At 60.2% G+C, this 21,154-nt stretch carries 19 protein-coding genes and 1 pseudogene; 4 read left to right on the top strand and 16 right to left on the bottom strand.

What is annotated here, in order from left to right:
- Positions 1-282: 282 nt before the first annotated feature.
- The 4 genes from nhoA to KHQ23_RS17625 form a co-directional block, all read right to left on the bottom strand.
- Positions 283-1,128, bottom strand: a complete 846-nt coding sequence (nhoA, locus tag KHQ23_RS17640; RefSeq protein ID WP_023286503.1) for an N-hydroxyarylamine O-acetyltransferase — start codon at positions 1,126-1,128, stop codon at positions 283-285.
- Between the two features lie 76 nt (positions 1,129-1,204).
- On the bottom strand, positions 1,205-2,860 hold the full coding sequence (locus KHQ23_RS17635) for an iron ABC transporter permease (protein WP_032434614.1): 1,656 nt from the start codon (positions 2,858-2,860) through the stop codon (positions 1,205-1,207).
- A gap of 57 nt (positions 2,861-2,917) precedes the next feature.
- Positions 2,918-3,886, bottom strand: coding sequence for an ABC transporter substrate-binding protein (locus KHQ23_RS17630; protein ID WP_004214344.1), 969 nt, complete (start codon positions 3,884-3,886; stop codon positions 2,918-2,920).
- Entirely contained in the window at positions 3,883-4,587 is a 705-nt protein-coding gene (locus KHQ23_RS17625; RefSeq protein ID WP_004189827.1) for an ABC transporter ATP-binding protein, read from the bottom strand. Before KHQ23_RS17625 ends, KHQ23_RS17630 begins: the two co-directional genes overlap by 4 nt.
- Positions 4,588-4,798: 211 nt before the next feature.
- Between KHQ23_RS17625 and KHQ23_RS17620 the strand changes: the two genes are divergently transcribed.
- Positions 4,799-5,380 carry a flavin reductase family protein gene (locus KHQ23_RS17620; RefSeq protein WP_211776858.1) on the top strand — a complete coding sequence of 194 codons (582 nt, stop codon included), beginning with the start codon at positions 4,799-4,801 and terminating at the stop codon, positions 5,378-5,380.
- A 54-nt stretch (positions 5,381-5,434) separates the two neighbouring features.
- Here the strand turns inward: KHQ23_RS17620 and KHQ23_RS17615 are convergent, their stop codons facing one another.
- Positions 5,435-6,259: a helix-turn-helix domain-containing protein gene (locus tag KHQ23_RS17615; protein ID WP_004180112.1), complete on the bottom strand. Its 825-nt coding sequence runs from the start codon at positions 6,257-6,259 to the stop codon at positions 5,435-5,437.
- Positions 6,260-6,463: 204 nt separating this feature from the next.
- Here KHQ23_RS17615 and KHQ23_RS17610 point away from each other — a divergent pair, with 204 nt between their 5' ends.
- From KHQ23_RS17610 to KHQ23_RS17600, 3 genes are read left to right on the top strand one after another with little or no spacing between them, the layout of a single operon-like run.
- Entirely contained in the window at positions 6,464-8,032 is a 1,569-nt protein-coding gene (locus KHQ23_RS17610) for a family 78 glycoside hydrolase catalytic domain (RefSeq protein ID WP_020804708.1), read from the top strand.
- Positions 8,033-8,055: 23 nt separating this feature from the next.
- Positions 8,056-9,438 carry an MFS transporter gene (locus tag KHQ23_RS17605; protein ID WP_004151222.1) on the top strand — a complete coding sequence of 461 codons (1,383 nt, stop codon included), beginning with the start codon at positions 8,056-8,058 and terminating at the stop codon, positions 9,436-9,438.
- A 43-nt stretch (positions 9,439-9,481) separates the two neighbouring features.
- A complete protein-coding gene (locus KHQ23_RS17600; RefSeq protein ID WP_004151221.1) occupies positions 9,482-11,098 on the top strand; it encodes a carbohydrate porin in 1,617 nt (538 codons plus the stop codon).
- Between the two features lie 566 nt (positions 11,099-11,664).
- Here the strand turns inward: KHQ23_RS17600 and nadS are convergent.
- The 11 genes and pseudogenes from nadS to KHQ23_RS17540 all read right to left on the bottom strand — a co-directional run bounded on the left by nadS (position 11,665) and on the right by KHQ23_RS17540 (position 21,070).
- On the bottom strand, positions 11,665-11,961 hold the full coding sequence (gene nadS / locus KHQ23_RS17595; protein WP_004148529.1) for a NadS family protein: 297 nt from the start codon (positions 11,959-11,961) through the stop codon (positions 11,665-11,667).
- Positions 11,962-12,036: 75 nt separating this feature from the next.
- Positions 12,037-12,354: a type II toxin-antitoxin system RelE/ParE family toxin gene (locus KHQ23_RS17590; protein ID WP_021469727.1), complete on the bottom strand. Its 318-nt coding sequence runs from the start codon at positions 12,352-12,354 to the stop codon at positions 12,037-12,039.
- Between the two features lie 206 nt (positions 12,355-12,560).
- Positions 12,561-12,788, bottom strand: a complete 228-nt coding sequence (gene pptA / locus KHQ23_RS17585; RefSeq protein WP_002906690.1) for a tautomerase PptA — start codon at positions 12,786-12,788, stop codon at positions 12,561-12,563.
- 70 nt (positions 12,789-12,858) lie between these two features.
- The gene (locus KHQ23_RS17580; protein WP_032425015.1) at positions 12,859-13,476 is read right to left on the bottom strand and encodes a glutathione S-transferase family protein; all 618 of its coding nucleotides are present in this window, start codon (positions 13,474-13,476) and stop codon (positions 12,859-12,861) included.
- Positions 13,477-13,553: 77 nt separating this feature from the next.
- Positions 13,554-14,405, bottom strand: a complete 852-nt coding sequence (locus tag KHQ23_RS17575) for a transporter substrate-binding domain-containing protein (RefSeq protein WP_072198177.1) — start codon at positions 14,403-14,405, stop codon at positions 13,554-13,556.
- A 38-nt stretch (positions 14,406-14,443) separates the two neighbouring features.
- Entirely contained in the window at positions 14,444-15,223 is a 780-nt protein-coding gene (locus KHQ23_RS17570; RefSeq protein ID WP_002906697.1) for an amino acid ABC transporter ATP-binding protein, read from the bottom strand.
- Complete coding sequence (locus tag KHQ23_RS17565; RefSeq protein ID WP_002906700.1) at positions 15,207-16,133, bottom strand: amino acid ABC transporter permease; 927 nt, start codon at positions 16,131-16,133, stop codon at positions 15,207-15,209. The genes KHQ23_RS17570 and KHQ23_RS17565 overlap by 17 nt, the downstream gene beginning before the upstream one ends.
- 9 nt (positions 16,134-16,142) lie before the next feature.
- Positions 16,143-16,652 (bottom strand): GNAT family N-acetyltransferase, encoded by a 510-nt coding sequence (locus KHQ23_RS17560; RefSeq protein WP_004180127.1) that lies wholly within the window; start codon positions 16,650-16,652, stop codon positions 16,143-16,145.
- Between the two features lie 11 nt (positions 16,653-16,663).
- Positions 16,664-18,927, bottom strand: a pseudogene (locus tag KHQ23_RS26350) (NtaA/DmoA family FMN-dependent monooxygenase).
- Positions 18,928-18,951: 24 nt separating this feature from the next.
- The gene (locus tag KHQ23_RS17545) at positions 18,952-20,073 is read right to left on the bottom strand and encodes a M20 peptidase aminoacylase family protein (RefSeq protein ID WP_015958491.1); all 1,122 of its coding nucleotides are present in this window, start codon (positions 20,071-20,073) and stop codon (positions 18,952-18,954) included.
- Complete coding sequence (locus tag KHQ23_RS17540) at positions 20,063-21,070, bottom strand: MsnO8 family LLM class oxidoreductase (protein WP_004151219.1); 1,008 nt, start codon at positions 21,068-21,070, stop codon at positions 20,063-20,065. Before KHQ23_RS17540 ends, KHQ23_RS17545 begins: the two co-directional genes overlap by 11 nt.
- Between the last annotated feature and the right edge of the window lie 84 nt (positions 21,071-21,154).

The following is a 21,154-nucleotide window of genomic DNA, read 5'->3' as shown; positions in this document are numbered from 1 at the left end:
CCCGTAGACCCGCGCAAGCGCAGCGCCGCCGGGTAAGATATCAGGCACGGTACCTGTAATTTCGCCGGGTGGCGGCTGTCGCCTTACCCGGCCTACAGGGTCCTCTTACAGGCTCAAACCTCGCAGGCCCGCGCAAGCGCAGCGCCGCCGGGCAAGATATCAGGCACGGTACCTGTAATTTCGCCGGGTGGCGGCTGTCGCCTTACCCGGCCTACAGGGTCCTCTTACAGGCTCATACCTCGCAGGCCCGCGCAAGCGCAGCGCCGCCGGGCATGGGGAGATTTACTTCCCGGCTTCCGGATGGGTATCGAACGCCGCCATCACCGCCGCCAGCGCCGCTTCGCTGAAGCCATGTTTAGGATCGTCCACACCCAGGCCGAAACGGGTCTGCAGCGCTTCATACAGCGCGGAGACATCGGCAAAATCGACCTTCTCCACCACATGGTTATTCTCCCAGTGGGTAAAGTGGAAGTTGGTGAGGGTCATTTTGCCGCCTTCCGGCAGATGACGACACATCAGCAGATGGTGCCGGAAGTGGGACTGCGGCCAGTGCGCCGACCAGAAGTTGCCCATCACATAATCAGACGCATACTGGCGGCCTAAATCGAAATGGTACATCGACTGCCAGTGTTCGTGATGGTTGAACTGCAGCGTCCACTCATCCCCTTCATGCACCAGACGATAGCTGCCGTGCGGCGTTTGCTGTGGGATATCGGCCAGCAGTTTGATCGGCGCGGTCAGCGTCTGGCCGCCGAAGCCGACGTCGGCGATCCAGCGCTCCCCCGCCACCTCCACCAGCAACAGACGGTGAGTACGCGGCGGCATCTGCGGCGGGTTGGCCAGCACCACGCGGCCCAGCAGGCTGCGGACGTTAAAGCCTATCTCGCGCAGCGCGCGCTCCAGCAGGCCATTCTGTTCAAAACAATACCCCCCGCGGCGGGCGGCGATCAGCTTCTCTTCCAGCGCCCCATCGTCAAGGTGGATTTCACGCGGCAGCAGGACGTCGAGGTTTTCAAAGGGGATGGCGCTGTTATGCTGCAGATGCAGTTCCCGCAGGGTATCAATGGAAACATCAGGCTCACCCGTCCAGCTCAGACGGGAAAAATAGGCGCGTAAAAAGGGACTCATCAGGGCCTCCAGCTGTAGGTGTCCGACATTTATAGCCTATTTTTCCGCGCCGACCGTCTTTTTTGTGCGCTTAGCGTTAACCGCGCGTGCGGCGCTGCATCAGCGCCAGCGCCGTCAGCATCAGGACCAGACCGGTCAACAACGTCAGGCTGGCCATCGCCATGCCCTGACCGACGGAACCCTGTTCGAACTGGCGCCAGATAAACACCGCCACGGTTTGCGTACCGGCCGGAGAGAGCAGCAGCGAGGTCACCAGCTCCCGGGAAGCCACCGCGAACACCATCAGCATCGCCGCCAGCAGCGCCGGAAAGACCAGCGGCAGGACAATCAACCGCAGCGCCTGCAGTGGCGACGCCCCGTGCACCCTGGCGGCGGGCTCAAGGTTCGGGCCCAGCTGGCGCAGCGCGCTGCCGACATAGCGCACCGGCCAGGGCAACAGCAGGCAGCAATAGGAGAGCAGCAGCATCCACAGCGTGTTATAGGGCGAGCGCGGCCAGAAGGGCTGATTCCACAGCAGGATCAAACCGACCCCCACCACCACGCCCGGCAGCGCCGCCGGCATCAGCGACAGCGCGTCCACCATCCCGCGCCCTTTAATCTTCCGCACCATCACCAGCCAGGCGGCCAGCAGGCCCAGCGCGCCGACGATTAGCGCCGAACCCAGGGCCAGCGACAGGCTGGTGCCGAGGGCCGACAGGGCATCTCCCTGCTGGTCAAACAGCGCCGCGAAATGACGCAGCGTGACATTCTCAACACTCACGCCACCGGAGAGCGTGCCCATCACGCTGGTGAGCATCATCGAGACGGCGGGGACGCCGACCGCCAGGCCGCCGACGGCCGCCATCGCCAGCACGGCGGGCAGCGTCATCCAGCCCAGCGATGCCCCGTGGTTCTCCCCCGGCTTACCGGTGACGCTGGTGACCTCTTTCTCCCCCACCAGCCGCCTTTGCAGCCACCAGGCGAACAACGCCACCGCCATCAGCAGCAGCGACAATAGCGCGGCGCCAGGGAGATCCACCGGCCAGTCGGCCAGCTTTTTCTCAATACCGACCGTCAGCATCACCACTCCCGCCCGGCTGCCCAGCGCCGCCGGTACGCCAAACTCCTCGATGGCGAGGGTAAACGCCAGCAGCATCCCCGCCGCCAGCGCCGGAGAGAGCATCGGTAGCGTCACGTGCCAGAAGGCGCGCCAGGCGCTGGCGCCATGGACGCGGGCGACCACCGCCAGCCGGGTCCCGCTCGCCAGCAGGCTGCGGGAGACGGCAAAGTAGACCACCGGAAATATGTTAAAGGTCATCACCAGCACGATCCCGCTGCGGCTGAACAGCAGATCGTTCAGCTGCCAGCCGGTCAGCTGCTGCAGATAGCCCTGGCTTTGCAGGGCCAGCATCCAGGAGAGCGCCGAGATATAGGGCGGCGTCAGAAAGGGGATCAAAAACAGGAGATCCCACAGCCGGGGCAGCGGCAGCGAAAACATACCGCGCAGGATGCCGAGCGGCAGGCCAATCATTACGCTGACCAACGCCACGCCGGCGGCGATCCACAGCGTACCGCCGAGCATCGCCGGCAGCTGAGGATCGGCCAGCAGCGCCGGGATGCCGCCAAAGGCGTCCCCGAGCGAACCGGCGCTAAAACGGGGAAAAATCGCCTGCAGCAGAATAAACACTAACGGTAACGCGACCAGCATCACCAGGGCGGCAAGGGTCGCGCCGGAAAGGAATGTTTGTTTCACAACCGGTTCCTGAAGCTGAGGGTCCTCCGGCGGCCAGCGCCGGAGAAACGGGATCAATTACTGCGCGTACAGCTGACTGAAGCGGGCGAGCACGGCGCCCCGCTCGCTGCTGCCCTCGCTGGTGGTGGGTAGCACCTTCAGCGCGTCCAGTAGCGGACGTTTAGCCGCCACGTCGCGGCGGGCGGGCATCAGCCAGGCGTCGGCGACCTTTGCCTGACCTTCCGGCGACAGCACGTAATCGATAAAGGCTTTGGCCTCGCCGGGATGCTGGCTGGTTTTGAGGATCATCATCGGGCGCGGGGCAATCACCGTTCCGCTGGCCGGGAAGATCACCTTCAGCGACTCGCCCTGCTGAATGTTGCCGTAGGAGACATAATCCACCGCGCCAAACACCGCCGCTTTCGCTCCCTGCATCACCGGCGTCACCGCCTGGGCGTTGGGTCCGCTGACTACCATGCCGTTCTTTTTCAGTTCGTCAAACAGTTGCCAGGCCTGGCCGCCCATGCTGTTTTGCAGCCCGATCAGCAAATCCAGCGACGCGCCGGAGAGCGCCGGGTCGGGGGTTGTCACCTTGTCTTTAAACGCCGGCTGGGTGAGATCCCGCCACTCTTTCGGTTCCGGGGTGCCGCTTTTACTGTTCCAGACAATACCCAGGGCGGAGACGCCCTGGGCGATATAGTCCGCCGATTTCAGGTTCGCCGGTACCTGGTCGGCGTTGGCGCTCGCAAAAGGCAACAACCAGCCCCGCTGGTGCAGATCTTCGGCGGTATCCCACGAGGCGGAGATCAGCACATCCGCCTGCGGGTTGGCCTGCTCGGCCTCCAGTCGGGCCATCACTTTGCCGGTGGTGGCCTGAAAAACGGTCACCTTCACCCCGGTCTGTTGTTCAAAACCGCTGGCCAGGCTTTTCGCCAGCGAGCCGGGTCCGGCGGTGTAAACGGTCAGCGCATGGGCGCTGGAGAGCATCATGGCGGAGAGAGCCATCGCGAGTACCACTCCTTTCTTAACGGTCATAACGGTGTTCATGCAACTTCCCCTGAGGTTGGCGTAACGGCGCGGACAGCGGCCACGCGGCCCGCGGATAAATAGACAATCTGGTCGGCTAACAGCTCGGCTTCACGTCGGTCATGGGTGACATACAGGGCGGTGATGCCGAGCTGTCGCAGCAGGCGGCTCATTTCGCCACACAGCGATTCGCGTAGTTCGCTGTCCAGGTTGGAGAGCGGTTCATCAAACAGCAGCACCCGCGGCGCGGCGACGATCGCCCGCGCCAGCGCCACCCGCTGCTGCTGACCGCCGGAGAGGCCTGAAGGCTTACGTTCGGCAAAGCCGTTGAGGCCTACCCGCGCCAGCGCCTCGCTGACCCGGCGCTCGCGTTCGCTGCGGGAGACGCCGCGCATGCGCAGCGGAAAGGCGACGTTCTGCGCCACGCTCATATGCGGCCAGAGGGCGTAATCCTGAAAAACCATGCCGATATCGCGCTGCTCCGGGGGCAATCCCCATCCTGCGCGGGCGACCAGCCTGTCGCCAAAGCGGATTTCGCCGCTGGCCGGCACGCTCAGCCCGGCCAGCAGACGCAGCAGCGTGCTTTTGCCGCAGCCGGAAGGGCCCAGTAGCGCCACGATGCGGCCGGGTTCGATATGCAACGTGAAGCGGTCAAGAATAGGGGTCTCTGCGAAGGCGAAAGAGACCTCCTGCAGGGTGATAGGGGTCAGCGTGCGCATCATCGCCCTCCCTTTCGGGACAGCGAGACCAGCCCGGCGGTCGACATCCGACGGGGCACGCTCACCTGGGATAGCATCAGGGGAGCCAACATATTGTGATCCTCTTTGGGACTTAGTGCTGGCGACTATAGTCAGACGAGATGACGTATTGATTACATTTTCATTGCGGCTTAACGTGTTACCTGCCAACCGACCCATTATTCAAGGAACGCCTATGAGCCGCTTTCGCCACGTTGAACTGCAGTACGCCAGCCGCCTGCTCAACCACGGCCCAACCATTTTGATCACCAGCTACGATGCCTCGTCCGACCGGCGCAACGTTATGGCCGCCGCCTGGTCAATGCCGGTGGAATTCGCCCCGCCGCGGGTGGCTATCGTGGTGGATAAAAGCACCTGGACGCGGGAGATCATCGAGCGCAATGGCACCTTCGGCATTGTGGTTCCCGGTGCCGCCGCCGCCAGCTGGACCTACGCCGTCGGCAGCGTCAGCGGCCGCGATGAGGACAAATTCAATGCCTGGGGGATCCCGGTAGTAACCGGTCCGGAGCTGGGGCTGCCGCTGATCGAGGAGAAATGTCTGGCATGGATGGAGTGCCGGTTGCTGCCGGCGACGGCGGCCCAGACCCAGTACGATACCCTGTTCGGAGAGGTGGTCTCTGCCGCCGCCGATGAGCGCGCGTTCGTCACCGGACGCTGGCAATTCGACGACGATAAGCTCAATACCCTGCATCATCTGGGCACCGGCAATTTTGTCGCCAGCGGCCGTCATGTGCGGGCAAACTCCCTCGACGAATAAGCGTGACTTGCCGCGGGCGGCCGGTTTTTCCCCTGCCCGGCCTGCGGCCCCCTTTTAACCCGGTGGGCGGCGGCGATCGGCGCTGGGGGTCAGGCCAAATACTTTTTTATACAGGGTGGTAAAGTGGTTGCTGTTGGCGAAGCCGCACAGATAAGCCACTTCGGTAATGGTCATCTCCGTTTCGCGTAATTTGACCCGCGCGGAGACCAGCCGCAGACGTTTCAGATAATTATCCGGGGTTAATCCGGTGGCCTCTTTAATATGGCGAAACGCGGTGCGGGTGGTGAGATGAAATTGCTCCGCCAGCTGCTGCCAGTTATGTTCTTCGAAACAGTGCTCCTGAAGCCAGGTGAGTAATTTATGCAGTTTATAGCGAGTGCTGCTATATTCGGCTTCCGACTCGGCTGTGAGAATGGTGGTCACCAGCTGGAAAAAGAGAGACTCCCGTAGCGGGGTATTATCCGCCGCCCTCAGCGCCGGGGAAAATATCTTTTCCACTAGTTCCCGGCAATAGCTGCGAGTCTCCGGCGCCAGCCAGCCATAGCAGGCGGCGCGCTGCGCGGATAATTGCTGCAGCAATCCCTCCATCTGCTGTAAATAGCCAAAGGCCACCGCCGGATTAATTAAGACATTAATCAGCTTCAGCGTCCCCAGCTCATCATAATAATGCACATCGCCAGGCTGGACGTAAAATACGTCTCCCTGTTGGATATACAGCGGGCGACCATTAATAACGTGTAACCCATGCCCCTCCTCGACGATCACCAGTTCGGCAAATTCATGGCCATGCTCCTGGCTATTATCCTCCGGGTCACTGGCGTACATGCCGAGCTTATCCTGGGGATGGGTGAAATAATACTCAACGGTCAGTGTCATCATTACAGCAAATCCTGAACAACCTATGGCGCAGGGGCACGATAATCTATTCCGGCCCTCGGCACGCGCCCGATGTGCGGATTTGTGATCGCCAGCGCCCCCACCTCATTATTCCTGCCATTTTCACTGACGGTTTGGCATTGCCAGAGTGGTAGCCGCGCCGGACGACGGCCTATGCTGCGCCTAACCTAACGGAGAGGACGCAGTATGTCACAAGCAATTCAATACAATTCCAGCGTGGCGATGATCCGTCATCCGCGCTTTTTACAGCGTGCGGCCGACCTGACGCCCGCGCTGCAACGCCTGCGCCAGACGCCGCAGGCCATCGTCGAGGCCGTCGCTGAACCAGGAGCGCTGAACGGCTGGCGGGGGAATACCGTCTGCACGCCGGAGCAGTTTTATCAGCAACCGCTCAACGTCGGCGACAGCATCATTATTGATTTTGGCAGCCATTTTGTTGGCTACCTGCAGTTCAGCTGCCGCAGCGTCGGCAGCCCGCCCGATGCCCCGGCCCATCTGCACTTCACCTTCGGCGAGACGCTGAGCGAAGTCTGTGAGCCGTTCAGCGAATACCAGGGATGGCTGAGCAGCAGCTGGTTGCAGCAGCAGGATCTGTGGCTTGACGTCCTGCCCGCCCGGGTCGCTCTGCCACGTCGCTATTGCCTGCGCTACCTGAAGGTGGAGGTCAAAGCGCTGTCGCGCAAGTTTCGTCTGCAGTTCGATGAGATCGCTCTGGAAACCGTCACCTCTGCCGGCAGCCCGCACCCGGCGGTCATCGCCGATCCGCAGTTGAAAGCCATTGATGACGTTGCCGTTCGTACCCTGAAAAACTGCATGCAGGAGGTGTTTGAAGATGGGCCGAAACGCGACCGTCGGCTGTGGCTGGGCGACCTACGCCTGCAGGCGCAGGTGAATGACGTGACCTTCGGCCACCACGATCTGGTCCGCCGCTGCCTGTATCTCTTTGCCGCCCATACCCGGGAAGATGGCATGGTTTCCGCCAATGTCTTTGTTCAGCCAGAGGTACGCGCCGATGACACCTTTCTGTTTGATTACTCATTGTTTTTTGTCGACGTGCTTTATAACTACCTGCAAAGCACAGGCGACACGGAAACCGTCGGTGAGCTGTGGCCTACGGCGCGGCGGCAAATCGAGCTGGCGCTGACCCGCTGCGATTCTCAGGGGCTGGTGCGCGACAGCGATGACTGGTGGGTATTTATCGACTGGCAGGCGGAGCTGAATAAACAGGCGTCGGCGCAGGGGGTACTCATCTACTGTCTGCAGCGCGCCCTCTGGCTGGCGCAGCGTTTTGAACCGCAGCGGGTACCCGACTACACTGCCACGCTCTGGCAGCTGAAGGAGGCCGCCCTCCACCACCTGTGGGACAACGATCGGCAGGTGTTTATCAGCGGCGCCGTGCGTCAGGTCTCATGGGCGTCGCAGATCTGGCTGGTGCTGGCGGAAGTTGGCACCGCCGGGCAGCGTCAGGCGCTGATGCGCCGCTTGCAGCAGCAGCCGCCCGCCATTGCCATGAACACCCCGTACCTGCGTCATCATCACATTGTTGCCCTGCTACAGTCCGGCCTGCGCGAGGAGGCGGTGGCGGAGATCAAAGCCTACTGGGGGGCGATGGTCGCCTACGGCGCCGACACCTTCTGGGAAATTTTCGACCCCCAACATCCTGACTTTTCCCCGTATGGCAGTAAGCTTATCAACAGTTACTGCCATGCGTGGAGCTGTACCCCGGCCTGGTTTATTCGCCAGTACGGACTTTAACAACAACGATAAGCGAGTGATTTATGGCAGAAACAACGTTTACCCTGTGGCGGCAGCGCCTTGGCTATGGCATTGCCGATCTCTCCTGCAACCTTGTGTGGCAGATGATCTCTCTGTATCTGATGTTCTTTTACACCGACGTCATGGGTCTCCCGGCCTATTATGTCGGCCTGATGTTCCTGGTCACCCGGCTGGTAGACGGCGTGGCCGACGTGCTGATGGGGCTGGTGATCGACAATACCACCACCCGCTGGGGGCGCTGCCGCCCCTGGCTGCTGATCGGCGCCCTGCCTTTTGGCCTGCTGTGTATTCTGGCCTTTTATGTGCCGGATTTCGGCACCACCGGCAAACTGCTGTACGCCTTTGTCACCTATCTGTGTCTGTCGTTCCTCTACACCCTGGTGAATATTCCGTTCTGCGCCATGCTGCCGTTTTTAACCAGTGATTCCGCAGAACGCACCACGCTGTCGGCGGTGCGCATTTTGCTGGGCTCCCTTGGCGCCACCATCGTCGCCGTGGCTACGCTGCCGCTGGTCGGCATGCTAGGCAAAGGCAACCAGCAGCAGGGATTCCTCTATACCGCGGTGATTTTTGGCGTACTGGCGGCCTTTTTCCTGCTGGTGAGCTTTCGCAACGTCGAAGAAAAGATCACCCTTACCGGGGAGCGCATGACCCTGAAACGCGCCTGGATTAGTCTGCGCGCCAATCGTCCGTGGTGGGTCTTCGCCAGCAATATCTTTCTGATGTGGGGTGCCTTTTTCTTTCAGACCGGGGCCCTGGTGTACTTCTTCCATTATTACGTCGGGAATACCGAGCTGACGGCGGTTATCGCCGGGATCTCCACCTTCGTTCCCCTGCTCGGCACCCTCACCGTCCCGCTGCTGGCCCGACGCATGAAAAAACGTCATGTCTATCTGGTGGCCAGCGCGGTCAATCTGCTCGGGATGGGGATTATGATGGTGTCTGGCGCCCACGTTCTGGGACTGATCGTCGGGGCCGTGATCCTCTCCCTCGGCGCCGGCCAACGCACGGCTATCTATTTCTCGATGCAGGCCGACCCGGTGGATTACGGCGTGTGGAAAACCGGGATTAATACCGCAGGGATCCTGACCTCGATAAACGGTTTTCTCGGCAAGGTGGCGATGGCTGGTGCCGGGGCTATCACCGGCGTGCTGCTCTCCTCCAGCGGCTATATCGCCAACCACACGCAGAGCGACAGCGCCCTGTTGGCCATCAAGGCCTGCTATCTATACATTCCGGCGCTATTGATCCTCGCCTCGATGCTGTGGATGGGCCGCTTCTACCGCCTCGACGATCAGTATGAGCAGATTCGTGCCGACCTTGATGCCGGACGCGGCGCCTCGCCAGCCCCGGCCCCGACCGCCGGAGAATCCCCCGCCATGTAAGGCGCCCCCGCTGATTTAACCTCTGGATAAATTAAGGATTTTTATGCGTATCTCTGTGATTAGCGCAGCGGTTTGCTGCGCCCTTTTTCCGCTCATCAGCGTCAGCGCCGCCGGCTTGAGCGTGGAGCAACGGCTGGCGCAGCTGGAAGCGCGCCTCAATCTCGCTGAACAGCAGGCCAGCGAGGCCAGCCGCCGCGCGCAGCGGGCAGAACAGCAAACTGCCGCCGCCGAGCAGCGCGCCGCGGCGGCGGAGCAGCAGGTGCAGGCGCTCAGCCAGCAGACCACGGCTCGCGAACAAAAACAGCAGGCCACTAATCAGCAACTGAGCGAGCAGCTGGCGAAGCGCGCCCCGGACGATGGGTTTACCTTTAACGCCTACGCCCGTTCCGGGATGTTAGTCAACAGCCATGGTAAAGGCGCCCGCGGCGGGCCGGGCGTCTCCCCGGCCAGTTCGCTCAACGGCGATGCCCATGTCGGTCGTCTCGGTAACGAAAAAGATAATTACGCTGAGCTGAGCTTTGGCAAAAAGCTCACCTTCAACGATGGTTCATGGGCGCGCTTTAAGACCATGCTCGCCGACGGGGCCACCAACCCGGATCCGTGGGTTCAGGATAACGACAGCCACCATCTGAACATTCGTCAGCTGTACGTCGAGATGGGTAACTTTGCCGAATTCACCGGTCCGTTAAAACGCGCCTCAATTTGGGCCGGCAAGCGCTTTGATCGGGATAACTTCGATATCCACTTTACCGATAGCGACATCATGTTCCTCGGCGGTACCGGCGGCGGGATCAATGATGTCGACTGGGGAAGCGGCCTGCGCGGCGACTATTCGGTGTATGCACGTAACTTCGGCGACCTTGGCAGCGATAATTACGCGGATAATGACATCCAGAATCTGCTGTTCACCGCCAACCATTTTTACGGCAACTGGCAACTGATGACCACGGTGATGACCGCCCAGGGCAACGATGATCTGAAAGATAATACCTCGACCACCGGGAGCTATGCCCTGCGCAGCGATAACACCGCCAAAAACGGCTACTACGCGATGCTGGCCCTGCACGACAAACAACAGTTCTACGGCCTGGCGCCGGGGGTGTCTGAAAGCGCCCTGCAATACGGCGTCGGGCTGGGCGCCGAAGCGCGTCAGCCGGGGAGCGATGGCGATCTGACCGAGAACGCGGCCTCCCTGCGCTTTGCGTCGTATGGCATCCTGCCGTTGGGGAAAAACTGGCAGCTGGCGCCGTCGGTGATAGCCCAGCATAGCGAAGACCGCTATCGCGACGGCGACCGCTACGACTGGGCGACGTTTAACCTGCGGGTATCACAGGGGATCTCCGCTCACTTCGCCCTGCTGTATGAGGCCTCGTGGCAGTATATGGATCTCAATCCGAACGGGCGCAGCTATCGCTATAATGACAACGTTTATCAGTATCAGGCGGTGCGCGGTGATTTCTACAAGCTGACCTTCGCCCCCACCTTTAAAGTGGGTGATGTGCTGGATATCAAGGCGCGGCCGGAAATCCGCTTCTTTGCCACCTGGATGAACTGGGATAAAGCGCTGGATCGCTACGCGATAAATGACGATTTCGGCAGCAAAGGCTTTACCGCTGGCGGGACATGGAACTTCGGCGTGCAGACGGAGATTTGGTTTTAATCAAACGGCCCGTCCGGCTCAAATGCCAGGACGGGTTGATTTAAATACACGCTGTTACTTTGTCACTATGCCAGTGCTGTATGAAGTAATATAAACTTATAAAATAAAAACCATAACAGGCTAAAAAGATAAAGGTTGTTTTTATAATTCCAACAGGTGACTTTCGTTTTTTCTCAACGATGAGAAGATCGTGAAACCTTTCTTGCTGTTGTTCTGGTGTTAAATTATCAACTATTTTATTTTTTATATCATCGTGAATCTTTTTAAACGTTCGCTTTTCACCTGGAAAGCTACCGTGTAGAAGAAACAAAAAAAATAAAGAAAAGCATAACGAATGCTAATATCCGAATACTGGGCTCAGTTACCCCCCAGCATCCAAGGGTAGCAATAAACAACCAGATACCATGAGTGTTTGCTCGCGCTCTAAACCTATCAATATGAGCGCTGTATTTCTTGATTTCTTTCAAAATAGAATCGTTGGTTTCCATACGTAATGCACGCCTTTTTAAAGACCCCGGTTACGAAAGGGGGCAAACTCTGCCATTTTCCTTGCGAAGAATAACCTTTCAAACAACCTTCAACAAGTTGATAATCAATGGATTACCCTGAAGCAATAAAAGCAGTTTTCTTGCTGCACCGGTTGGGTGACGTCGTTTCGTTTCCCAGCTTTTAACCAACTCGTAGCTAACGCCAACGGCCGCTGCAAAGTCCTGCTGTTTTAAACCTGTGGCTTCACGTATCGCTTTCACGTCAATTTCGCTGAAGGTATGAACGTGCTGCTCCATCGGCATTTGTTCACCTTTCTCGATCCTGACCATTTCTTCTGCACTCGCCAGCAGATCGGCAAACAATTCGTCTTTCATATACACCTCAGTTGGCTCTCTGGCGCTATCGACTTTTCCATCATTAATAGCTCAGCCTTACTTTATGTTTATATGCTAGTTTATTAAATCAGCCACTTGTCTCAACATCTTTTTTTGCTCCTGATTTAACTCATCCTGTTCATTTTTAGGATAGATGAGCGCCAGGTAAATTCTTCCCTTTTTCGTTACATTATAGTAAATCACTCGTACACCGCCGCGCTTCCCCATCCCGGGACGACTCCAGCGAATTTTACGAAAACCACCGGTTCCCGAAATTGTGTCCCCAGCCTCGGGATCGTTTATAAGGATTTCCTGAAAGGCCCGAAATTCATCATCCTGCAACAGCACCTGGCGTCGCTTACTGAAACCTTGTAGTTCAATAAAAGTCAACATCTCATTCCCTGATGTCCTGACGACTTACCAAATAACATACATGTACAGGGTACACTAATCAAGGAGTTTATGTACCCGGTACATTTTAAAAAATTCACCCATGACAAAATTCATCAATCAGCACTTCGCCAGAGAAACACCTGCCGGAGGCGGCGCAAAGCCGCTTGCCGTTGGACAAATGCGCAGCATCGCCTCCGGGTGTCGGGTTACATGCTATAACCCGGCTTCTTAATCAACTGCGCCATCTGCGGGGCGATCTCACTGTCCCACACGGCCTGCCACGCGTCCGGCTCAACCTGAGTGAGTGCGACGCTGACGGCGCTCTCTTTGCTGTTCAGATGGCGGATCAGCACCTCAGTGATGTCGGCGGCCAGCGCGGTTTTTTGTTCATCAGTCAGTTCACGGGGAAAACATTTAATATCAACATGCGGCATAGCAAAGACTCCTTGTGATCAGAGCCATAACGCTACCACAGAATGGCCGTTCTGGTTGGCATCGCGTGCGTTAAATCAGCTTGTTACGGCGTAGCGCCGCGGCCAGCTCCGGTCGCTGACAGACCGCCCGGGCGATGGCGGCGAATTTTGGCGCGTGGTCGTCAAACCACGCCTGGCGGGGTCCCCAGCGGTACATCGCCGCGATATAGCAATCCAGCAACGTTATCGTCGCGCCCAGCGCCCACGGCCCGGCGGCCAGCTGCTGTTCGAACCAGAGATAGAGATTTTTCCGGTACTGGCGACAATTCTCCACCAGCTGCTCCGCGGCGGCGGGCGCCCAGCGTTCTGGGTAATCGGCATAGGTAAAGGTAGGATAGACATTGGCCACCAGCCAGACCAGCAGGCGCTGAAACTGCGGACGCTGTGACGTCCCCGGCGCGGGGGCCAGATCGGGACGCTGGTCGAGGATCATCAGCGCGATGGCGGCGGTTTCGGTCATGATGCTCCCGTCGGCCAGCCTCAGGGTGGGCACCTGGCACAGCGGATTAATCTGCCGCAGACGCTCGCGCGCCGGACCGGGCTGGTCAAAGCCCTCCACGTCAACCACCTCGTAGGGAATATCGGCCAGGGAGAGCATCAGCTCGCTAATCGTCGAGCCCCATCCCGGCACGCCATAAACGGTTATCATGGTCGGCCTCCAGGGTAAAGCCTAAGTGTAGGCAGAAATTTGCCGCTCACCCACCCGGCACACCATGCCACTGGGGGTTAGTAGGTTATCCCCGGCGGGTTGACCACCGACTGCGCCACCGCTTCGCCCTGCTCCCCCCAACGCGCCAGCACCTGCTGATATTCACCGCGGGCAATCGCCCCGTCGAGGGCTGCCTGCAGGGCATAGACCAGACCGTTGCCTTTTTTGGTGGTTGTCGCCACCCACGCTTTTTTCGGCCCCAGGCCCACCACCCGGGTCTGGCCGTTAAGCGCCGCTTTATAGGCTGCCACCGACTGCGGGCCGAAAAAGATATCCGCCCGTCCGGACTGGATATAGAGATTGCCGGAGGCATCATCGGTCAGGTAGACCGGCTGGGCCTGCGGCCGTCCGGCGGCGCGGTTGTCCTCGTTCCAGCCCAGCAGGATCCGCTCCTGATTGGTGCCGGACCCGACGATCACTTTGCGCCCCGCGAGATCGGCGGGTCCGTTTACCGCGACGATATCGCTGGTGGATTTCACCGAGAAGGCCAGGGAGTCCACCCGGTAAGTCGCAAAATCGAACTTCTCTTTGCGCTTCTCGGTCACCGCGATATTGATCAGCGCCACATCGTAGCGGCCGGAGGCGATGCCCAGCGGCCAGTCCTCCCACGCGGTGGGCACCAGCCTGAGCTTCAGGCCAAGGCTTCCGGCCAGCAGGCGGGCTATATCCGGGTCGCTACCGATCCGCGTGCGGTTGTCGCTGGCCAGCAGGGCCAGCGGCGGCGAATTGAGCGCCGAGATCGCCACCGTTAGCGTCCCCGGCTCGACGAAGCGATAGCCCGGCGGAATTTTCGCTATCGCCTGCGGGTCGCGGGTGACCGGCAATGGCTGCTCATTGGCGCGCAGATCCAGCGCCGCGTGAGCGCTCATGGCAAAAGCGCTGAGAACAAGGGTCATTAGCGCTCTGTTCATGACGGCAGCACCCTGGATAAAAACTGCCGGGTACGCGGATGCTGCGGATGGTTGAGCACCTCGTCGCTGCTGCCCTGCTCGACGATCCTGCCGTCGACCATAAACACCACCTGGTCGGCCACCTCGCGGGCAAAGCCAATCTCATGGGTGACCACCACCAGGGTGGTGCCCGATCGCGCCAGCTTCTTGATGACATCCAGTACCTCGCCCACCAGCTCGGGATCCAGCGCCGAGGTGGGTTCATCAAACAGGATCACCCGCGGGTTCAGCGCCAGCGCCCGGGCAATGGCGATACGCTGCTGCTGGCCGCCGGAGAGATGCCGCGACCAGGCGTCGGCTTTATTGCGCAGTCCGACGACGTCCAGCAGTTCATAGGCGCGGGCAATGGCCTCTTTGCGCGTGACCTGCTGGTGGGCGATCGGCGCCTCTATCAGGTTCTCCAGCACCGTCAGGTGCGGAAACAGATTAAAGTTCTGGAAAACGTAGCCGACGTTGATCCGCTGGCGGAGGATCTCCTTCTCTTTCATCTCATACAGCTTGTCGCCTTTGCGGCGATAGCCGATATAGTCGCCGTCAATCTGAATAAATCCCTCATCGACCCGTTCGAGGTGATTTATGGTGCGCAGCAGCGTGGACTTGCCCGAGCCGGAAGGGCCGAGGATCACCGTCACCGTGCCCGGGGGGATCTCCAGCGACACATCGTCCAGCGCCTTGTGGCGGCCATAGTATTTGCTGACCCCGGTGATAGAGATATGGCCATTATGAGAGCTGGGCATGAACGGCCTCCTGCGGCTGCGCTTGACGTGCGGGTTGATTCAGACGGCTGCTGCGGGCGCTGTTTACCGCCGAGCGGCGCTCGCTGCGCGCCAGGCCCCGTTCCACCAGATACTGAATGGCGGAGAGGACGCTGGTGATCGCCAGATACCAGGCGGCGCCGACCATCAACAGCGGGATCACCTCCTGGGTACGGTTGTAGATCATCTGGATGGTGTAGAACAGCTCCGGCATCGCCAGGACATACACCATCGCCGTTCCCTTGGCCAGACTGATGATCTCGTTGAAGCCGGATGGCAGGATGGTGCGCAGCGCCTGCGGCAGAATAATGCGCAGCGTGCGCCGCCAGGCGGGTAGCCCCAGCGCGGCGGCGGCTTCATACTGCCCGTGGTCGACGCCGAGAAAGCCGCCGCGAATAATCTCCGCGGTATAGGCGCTCTGCACCAGGGTCAGGCCCACCACCGCCGTGGAGAATTGCCCCAGCACGTTAATGGTCTGATAGCTGGCCCAGGTCACGCCGGTAAACGGGATCCCCAGCGACAGGGTGTCGTAGAGATAGGAAAAGTTATAGAGAATGATCAGCACCACAATCAGCGGCAGCGAGCGAAACAGCCAGATATAGCCCCAGGCGAGACTGCTGAGCAGCCACGATGAGGACAAACGGGCCAGCGCCAGCAGGCCGCCGAAGATCACGCTTAGCACCGTGCCGAGCAGGGTCAGGAGCAGGGTTTGCCCCAGCCCCTCGAGGATCACCGGGTCGAAGAACCAGCGGGCGAAGACGCCCCACTCCCAGCGCGGGTTAAAGGCCACCGACTGGATCACCACCGCCAGCACCAGCAGGGCGACCAGAGCCCCGACCACCCGCAGCGGATAGCGCGCCGGCACCACTTTGATCGTTTCAGATGAATGCATAATGCCTCCTCAGGCGCTGTGGCTGTAGGCGCTCACCGCCAGCGCTTTAGTGAACCGCAGCCGGCCATCGTACGGCGGCTGACTGTACTCTTCCGGGTCTCGCGTGAGGTCAAACTGCGCCTCATACCCCTGGCTGAGATAGAGCTTTACCGCCTCCGGCTGACGGAAACCGGTGGTCAGGTAGATATGGCTGTACCCGGCCAGCACCGCCCGTCGCTCCAGCTCCTGGACCACCTTCGCCGCCAGCCCCTGCTGTCGCAGACGGCGGTGTGTCCAGATACGTTTGATCTCTGCGGTGTGGCGATCCTTCGGCTTATACGCGCCGGTGGCGATAATTTCACCCTCACGCTCAAGGACAATAAACAGCCCCTGCGGCGGCAAATACCACTCACTTAACTCCACTTCCGCATCGCGGGAAAAATAGTCGCCGTAGCGGGCGGCATATTCTGCAAACAGCCCGCTAATAATCGGCTGCAGCTCCGGAGCCTCCGGAGAAATATCGCGGAATGCTTCGCTCATCGCGCCTCCTGTCAGTCGCCCAGTCCGGGCGGATTGATTTCCGATTGCGGAATGCTTTCCACCCCTTCGCCCCAGCGGTTAAGCACTTTGGCGTAGTCCCCGCTGGCGATAGCCCCGTTCAGCGCCGCCTGGACGGCATTCACCAGCCCGCTGTCTTTTTTCAGCGTTACCGCGATATGCGCCGCTTTCGGCCAGCCGCCATCGACGCTGCCCACCAGTTTGGTTTTGCCGGTCAGCGCCGCCTTCCACGCGCCAATCACGTTGGGGCCGAAGAAGGCGTCGGCTCGTCCAGTCTGCAGGGCCAGCGTCTGGGCGGCATCATCCTTGGTGTAGACCGGGATAAACGGCTTCAGCCCCTTCTTGACGTTCTCCGCGTTCCACGCCAGCAGGATCGCCTCCTGGTTGGTGCCGGAGCCGACAATAATCTTTAGCCCGGCGATATCTTCCGCTTTGTCAATCTTGCTCAGCGGGCTGGTGCTTTTGACGTAGAAGCCCAGCGAGTCTTTGCGGTAGGTGGCGAAATCGAACTTCTCTTTCCGCTCTTTGGTGACGGTAATATTGCTGATCGCGGCATCATATTTGCCGGAGGTGACCCCCAGCGGCCAGTCTTCCCATGAAGTGGGAACCACGTTTACTTCCAGCCCGAGGCTCTCCGCCACCAGCCGGGCGATATCCGCCTCGCTGCCGAGCAGGGTTTTGTTGTCATCGGCAAAGACCGTCAGCGGCGGAGAGTTCAGGGCCGCCACCGCGACGGTGAATTTCCCCGGCACCGCCAGATGCAGATCTTGCGGCAACAGGGCAATGGCCTGCGGATTTTTCGCTGTGTGAATCGGCGTTTTGTTGGCCTCCAGGCTCACTCCGGTGCCATTGATCTTGACGTCCTGACCCCACGATGAGGCGCTAAATGCCAACGCGACGGCCAGCAAGAGTGTTGTTTTCTGCATAGCGTGATTCTCTTTTATTATTTTTGGAATTGATTAGCGGGTAGCGCCAGACCCAGACTTTCCCGCAGGGTGGTGCCCGGATAGTCGCGACGGAACAGTCCGCGCGCCTGTAACAGCGGAACCACCTCATCCACAAAGCGCGGGAAGGTTTCCGGCGTGCCGCCCTGAATAATGAAGCCGTCCGCCGCGTGCTGCTCGAACCACAGTTGCAGGCCATCAGCGACATCGCTGGCGGTGCCGGTAAAGCGCGGACGCGGGCTGGCTGCCTCCAGAGCCACCTGGCGCAGGGTTAAGCCCCGCTCGCGGGCGTGACGTTTAATCTCGTCGGTGGTACTGCGGAAGCTGTTTTGTCCGAGGTCGCCAATATCCGGGAACGGTTCATCAAGCGGGTACTGCGAAAAGTCATGGTGTTCGAAATAGCGCCCGAGATAATTCAGCGCATCCTCGATGGAGACCAACGCCGCGGTGGTCTGGTACTGCCGCTCCGCGTCCTCGGCGTCATCCCCGACGATGACGCTGACGCCCTGGAAAATATGCAGTTGGTCCGGACTGCGCTGATATGCGGCGAGTTGGCTTTTGACATCCCGATAAAATGCCTGCGCCTCGGCCAGCGAGTCCTGATGGGTAAAAATGGCATCGGCGTGGCGTGCGGCTAATTTTTTGCCGTCATCCGACGCGCCGGCCTGGAAAATAATCGGTCGGCCCTGCGGCGTGCGGGCAATATTCAGCGGCCCGGCGACTTTAAAGAAATCGCCGTGGTGGTCGAGCGTATGCAGTTTATTTTTATCAAAGAACTGACCAGTCTCCTTATTGCGCACAAAGGCATCTTCTTCCCATGAATCCCATAAGCCTTTCACCACCTGCAGGTATTCATCGGCAATGCGATAGCGCAGCGCATGATCCGGATGTTGGGCCCGGGAGAAGTTTTTCGCCGACCCCTCCAGCGGGGAAGTGACCACGTTCCACCCCGCCCGTCCCTGGCTTAAATGGTCAAGGCTGGCGAACTGGCGGGCGGTGGTAAACGGCTCGCTGTACGAAGTCGATAAGGTCCCCACCAGCCCCAGTCGCCGGGTGATCGCGGCCAGCGCGGAAAGTACCGTTAAGGGTTCGAAGCGATTTAAAAAATGGGGAATCGATTTTTCGTTAATATATAAACCGTCGGCGACAAAAATAAAATCCAGCTTCCCCGCTTCTGCTTTTAGCGCCGTCTGGGTGACGAAATCAAAATTAATACTGGCGTCCGCCTGGGCCGCCGGATGACGCCAGGCGGACATATTTCCCGATGCGCCATGCAATATGGTTCCCAGACGCAATTGTCGATTTTCAGACATAGCTACCCCTTCCCCTGTCATTCGTTAAATGTGTTGTAACGCTTCTTCCGCGAGACGGGCGAAATAGTGCGCCGCGGGCGCAATCAGCCGTTCATCCGGATTAAATGCCGGATGGTGCAAACCATATTCGCTGGCGCTGCCGATGCTGACGAACGCCCCGGGAATATGCTGAAGATAGACCGCAAAATCTTCGCCACCGAGATGCAGATCGGCATGGTGGGTGCGATACCCGGCCTGGGCTGCCACCTCGCTGGCGAAATCGGCCCAGCGGGCGTCGTTGACCAGCGCCGTCGGGCCGGCGTACCAGAAGACGTCAATCTGCGCGCCAAAGGCGCTGGCGAAACCGGCGGCAATCTCGCTGACCCGGGCCTTGACCCGCTGCTGCACTTCACTGCTGTGGGTGCGCAGCGTCCCCTCCAGCTCGACGCTCTCCGGCAGCACGTTCCAGGTATTGCCTCCCTGGATCCGCGTCACGCTGAGCACCACCGAGTCGAGGGTGTTCACTTCCCGGCTGGCCACGCTCTGCAGCACCGTCACCAGCTGGCTGGCCAGCAGGATCGCATCCTTTCCTTCATGTGGGCGGGCGGCATGCGCCCCCTTCCCGGTCACTTTCAAGACGAAGCGGTCGACGTTGGCGTAGAACGCGCCGCCGCGGGTGGCAAATTCGCCCACCGGCAGGCCGGGCTCATTGTGCATGCCGAAGATCGCCGACACCTCCTCCAGCGCCCCGGCGCGGATCAGGGTTTTCGCGCCGCCAAAATTTTCCTCCGCCGGCTGAAACAGGATCCGCACCCGCCCCGGGAGTTCCGCTTCCCGCTCCTTCAGCAGCAGCGCCGCCCCCAGCATCACGCTGGTGTGAATATCGTGGCCGCAGGCATGCATTACCCCTTGATTCTGCGAGCGGTAAGGCAGACCGGTCGCCTCCTCGATGGGCAACGCGTCGATGTCCGCCCGCAGGGCAATCACCTTGTCGCCGCTGCCGACTTCGGCGACCAGCCCGGTTTTCAGATCGTAGGGCAGCAGGGTCAGCCCGCCGCTCTGCAGCCAGTCGCGGATCCGCGCGGTGGTGGCCACCTCCTGCAGTGAGAGCTCCGGGTTCTGGTGCAGCTCGCGCCGCCAGCTAATCAGTTGTTGTTCAAAGGACATTCAGCACCTCCTTGCCGTAGTGAGCCTGCGCCAGCAGGCGCAGGGAGTGCAGGCGCGCTGGCCCGTCGCTAATGGGGGTATCAATGATGAGTTCATCCAACTGTTCTTCCGCCTGCAGCGCGTCAAGCCGGGCTTTAACCTGTTCGGGAGTACCGGAGATCAGCGAAGATTCACGGCGGGCAATGCGCGTCGGTCGGCTGCCGGCCTGGCGGGCAAAAGCGACGGCCTGCGCCTCACTGCCGACGGTCACCCGCTGGCCGTTCTCCAGCTCGACGCCCCACACCTCGACCTGCTGCGCCAGCGCGGCGGCGGTGGCCGGATCGTCAGCGACCACCACCTGGACGGCGACCATCGCCTCACGCGGGCTGAGCTCGCGCCAGCGGTTGAACACGGCACGGCGCAGCGCGCTGTCGCCATTGAGATGGGCGGCAAAGACAAAGTTCCAGTCAAGGCGGGCGGCCAGTTCAGCACTCTCCAGGCTGGCGCCGAGCAGAAAACCATCTGCCCGGCGCGGCGGGATCGGCGTGGCGCGTAGGCTCTCCTCTCCCCCGGGCTCAGTCAGCGACAGCCAGTTATCCAGCTGCGCCAGCTGATCGGCAAAGGTCCCTTTCTCCTCTTGATGCAGGCCCTGCTGCAGGGCGCGGGTGGAGAGCGGCAGGCCGCCAGGCGCCTTGCCGACCCCGAGATCGATGCGGCCCGGCGCGAGGGCGGCCAGCAGGTTAAAGTTTTCCGCGACCTTATAGGGGCTATAGTGCTGGAGCATGACGCCGCCGGACCCAAGACGGATCCGCCGGGTGTGGCCCAGCAGCCAGGCGATAACCAGCTCCGGCGAGGGGCTCGCCAGCTGATCGGTATTGTGGTGTTCGGCGACCCAGAAGCGGTGGTAGCCCCAGGCTTCGGCGTGTTGCGCCAGCGTTAATGTACGCGCCAGCGCCTGCGCGGCGGTTTCCCCGGCGGCAAGCGGACTTTTATCCAGAATACTGATTCGATAAGACATTTCGCAGGCTCATATGAAAGTACGTGCCTGCATTATTAAAATCTCTGCTAACTATTGAGAAACAATTAATTCACATGTGTACTG

It is taken from the genome of Klebsiella sp. 64, assembly GCF_018223915.1.
Taxonomy (GTDB): domain Bacteria; phylum Pseudomonadota; class Gammaproteobacteria; order Enterobacterales; family Enterobacteriaceae; genus Klebsiella; species Klebsiella pneumoniae.
This window is presented reverse-complemented; position numbering and strand designations above follow the sequence as displayed.

What these genes read in the sequence shown, in the direction of transcription:
- nhoA (WP_023286503.1), bottom strand. Translation starts at nt 1,128, where the DNA reads ATGAGTCCCTTTTTACGCGCCTATTTTTCCCGTCTGAGCTGGACGGGT.
- KHQ23_RS17630 (WP_004214344.1), bottom strand. Translation starts at nt 3,886, where the DNA reads ATGAACACCGTTATGACCGTTAAGAAAGGAGTGGTACTCGCGATGGCT.
- KHQ23_RS17625 (WP_004189827.1), bottom strand. Translation starts at nt 4,587, where the DNA reads ATGATGCGCACGCTGACCCCTATCACCCTGCAGGAGGTCTCTTTCGCC.
- KHQ23_RS17620 (WP_211776858.1), top strand. Translation starts at nt 4,799, where the DNA reads ATGAGCCGCTTTCGCCACGTTGAACTGCAGTACGCCAGCCGCCTGCTC.
- KHQ23_RS17615 (WP_004180112.1), bottom strand. Translation starts at nt 6,259, where the DNA reads ATGATGACACTGACCGTTGAGTATTATTTCACCCATCCCCAGGATAAG.
- KHQ23_RS17610 (WP_020804708.1), top strand. Translation starts at nt 6,464, where the DNA reads ATGTCACAAGCAATTCAATACAATTCCAGCGTGGCGATGATCCGTCAT.
- KHQ23_RS17605 (WP_004151222.1), top strand. Translation starts at nt 8,056, where the DNA reads ATGGCAGAAACAACGTTTACCCTGTGGCGGCAGCGCCTTGGCTATGGC.
- KHQ23_RS17600 (WP_004151221.1), top strand. Translation starts at nt 9,482, where the DNA reads ATGCGTATCTCTGTGATTAGCGCAGCGGTTTGCTGCGCCCTTTTTCCG.
- nadS (WP_004148529.1), bottom strand. Translation starts at nt 11,961, where the DNA reads ATGAAAGACGAATTGTTTGCCGATCTGCTGGCGAGTGCAGAAGAAATG.
- KHQ23_RS17590 (WP_021469727.1), bottom strand. Translation starts at nt 12,354, where the DNA reads ATGTTGACTTTTATTGAACTACAAGGTTTCAGTAAGCGACGCCAGGTG.
- pptA (WP_002906690.1), bottom strand. Translation starts at nt 12,788, where the DNA reads ATGCCGCATGTTGATATTAAATGTTTTCCCCGTGAACTGACTGATGAA.
- KHQ23_RS17580 (WP_032425015.1), bottom strand. Translation starts at nt 13,476, where the DNA reads ATGATAACCGTTTATGGCGTGCCGGGATGGGGCTCGACGATTAGCGAG.
- KHQ23_RS17575 (WP_072198177.1), bottom strand. Translation starts at nt 14,405, where the DNA reads ATGAGCGCTCACGCGGCGCTGGATCTGCGCGCCAATGAGCAGCCATTG.
- KHQ23_RS17570 (WP_002906697.1), bottom strand. Translation starts at nt 15,223, where the DNA reads ATGCCCAGCTCTCATAATGGCCATATCTCTATCACCGGGGTCAGCAAA.
- KHQ23_RS17565 (WP_002906700.1), bottom strand. Translation starts at nt 16,133, where the DNA reads ATGCATTCATCTGAAACGATCAAAGTGGTGCCGGCGCGCTATCCGCTG.
- KHQ23_RS17560 (WP_004180127.1), bottom strand. Translation starts at nt 16,652, where the DNA reads ATGAGCGAAGCATTCCGCGATATTTCTCCGGAGGCTCCGGAGCTGCAG.
- KHQ23_RS17545 (WP_015958491.1), bottom strand. Translation starts at nt 20,073, where the DNA reads ATGTCCTTTGAACAACAACTGATTAGCTGGCGGCGCGAGCTGCACCAG.
- KHQ23_RS17540 (WP_004151219.1), bottom strand. Translation starts at nt 21,070, where the DNA reads ATGTCTTATCGAATCAGTATTCTGGATAAAAGTCCGCTTGCCGCCGGG.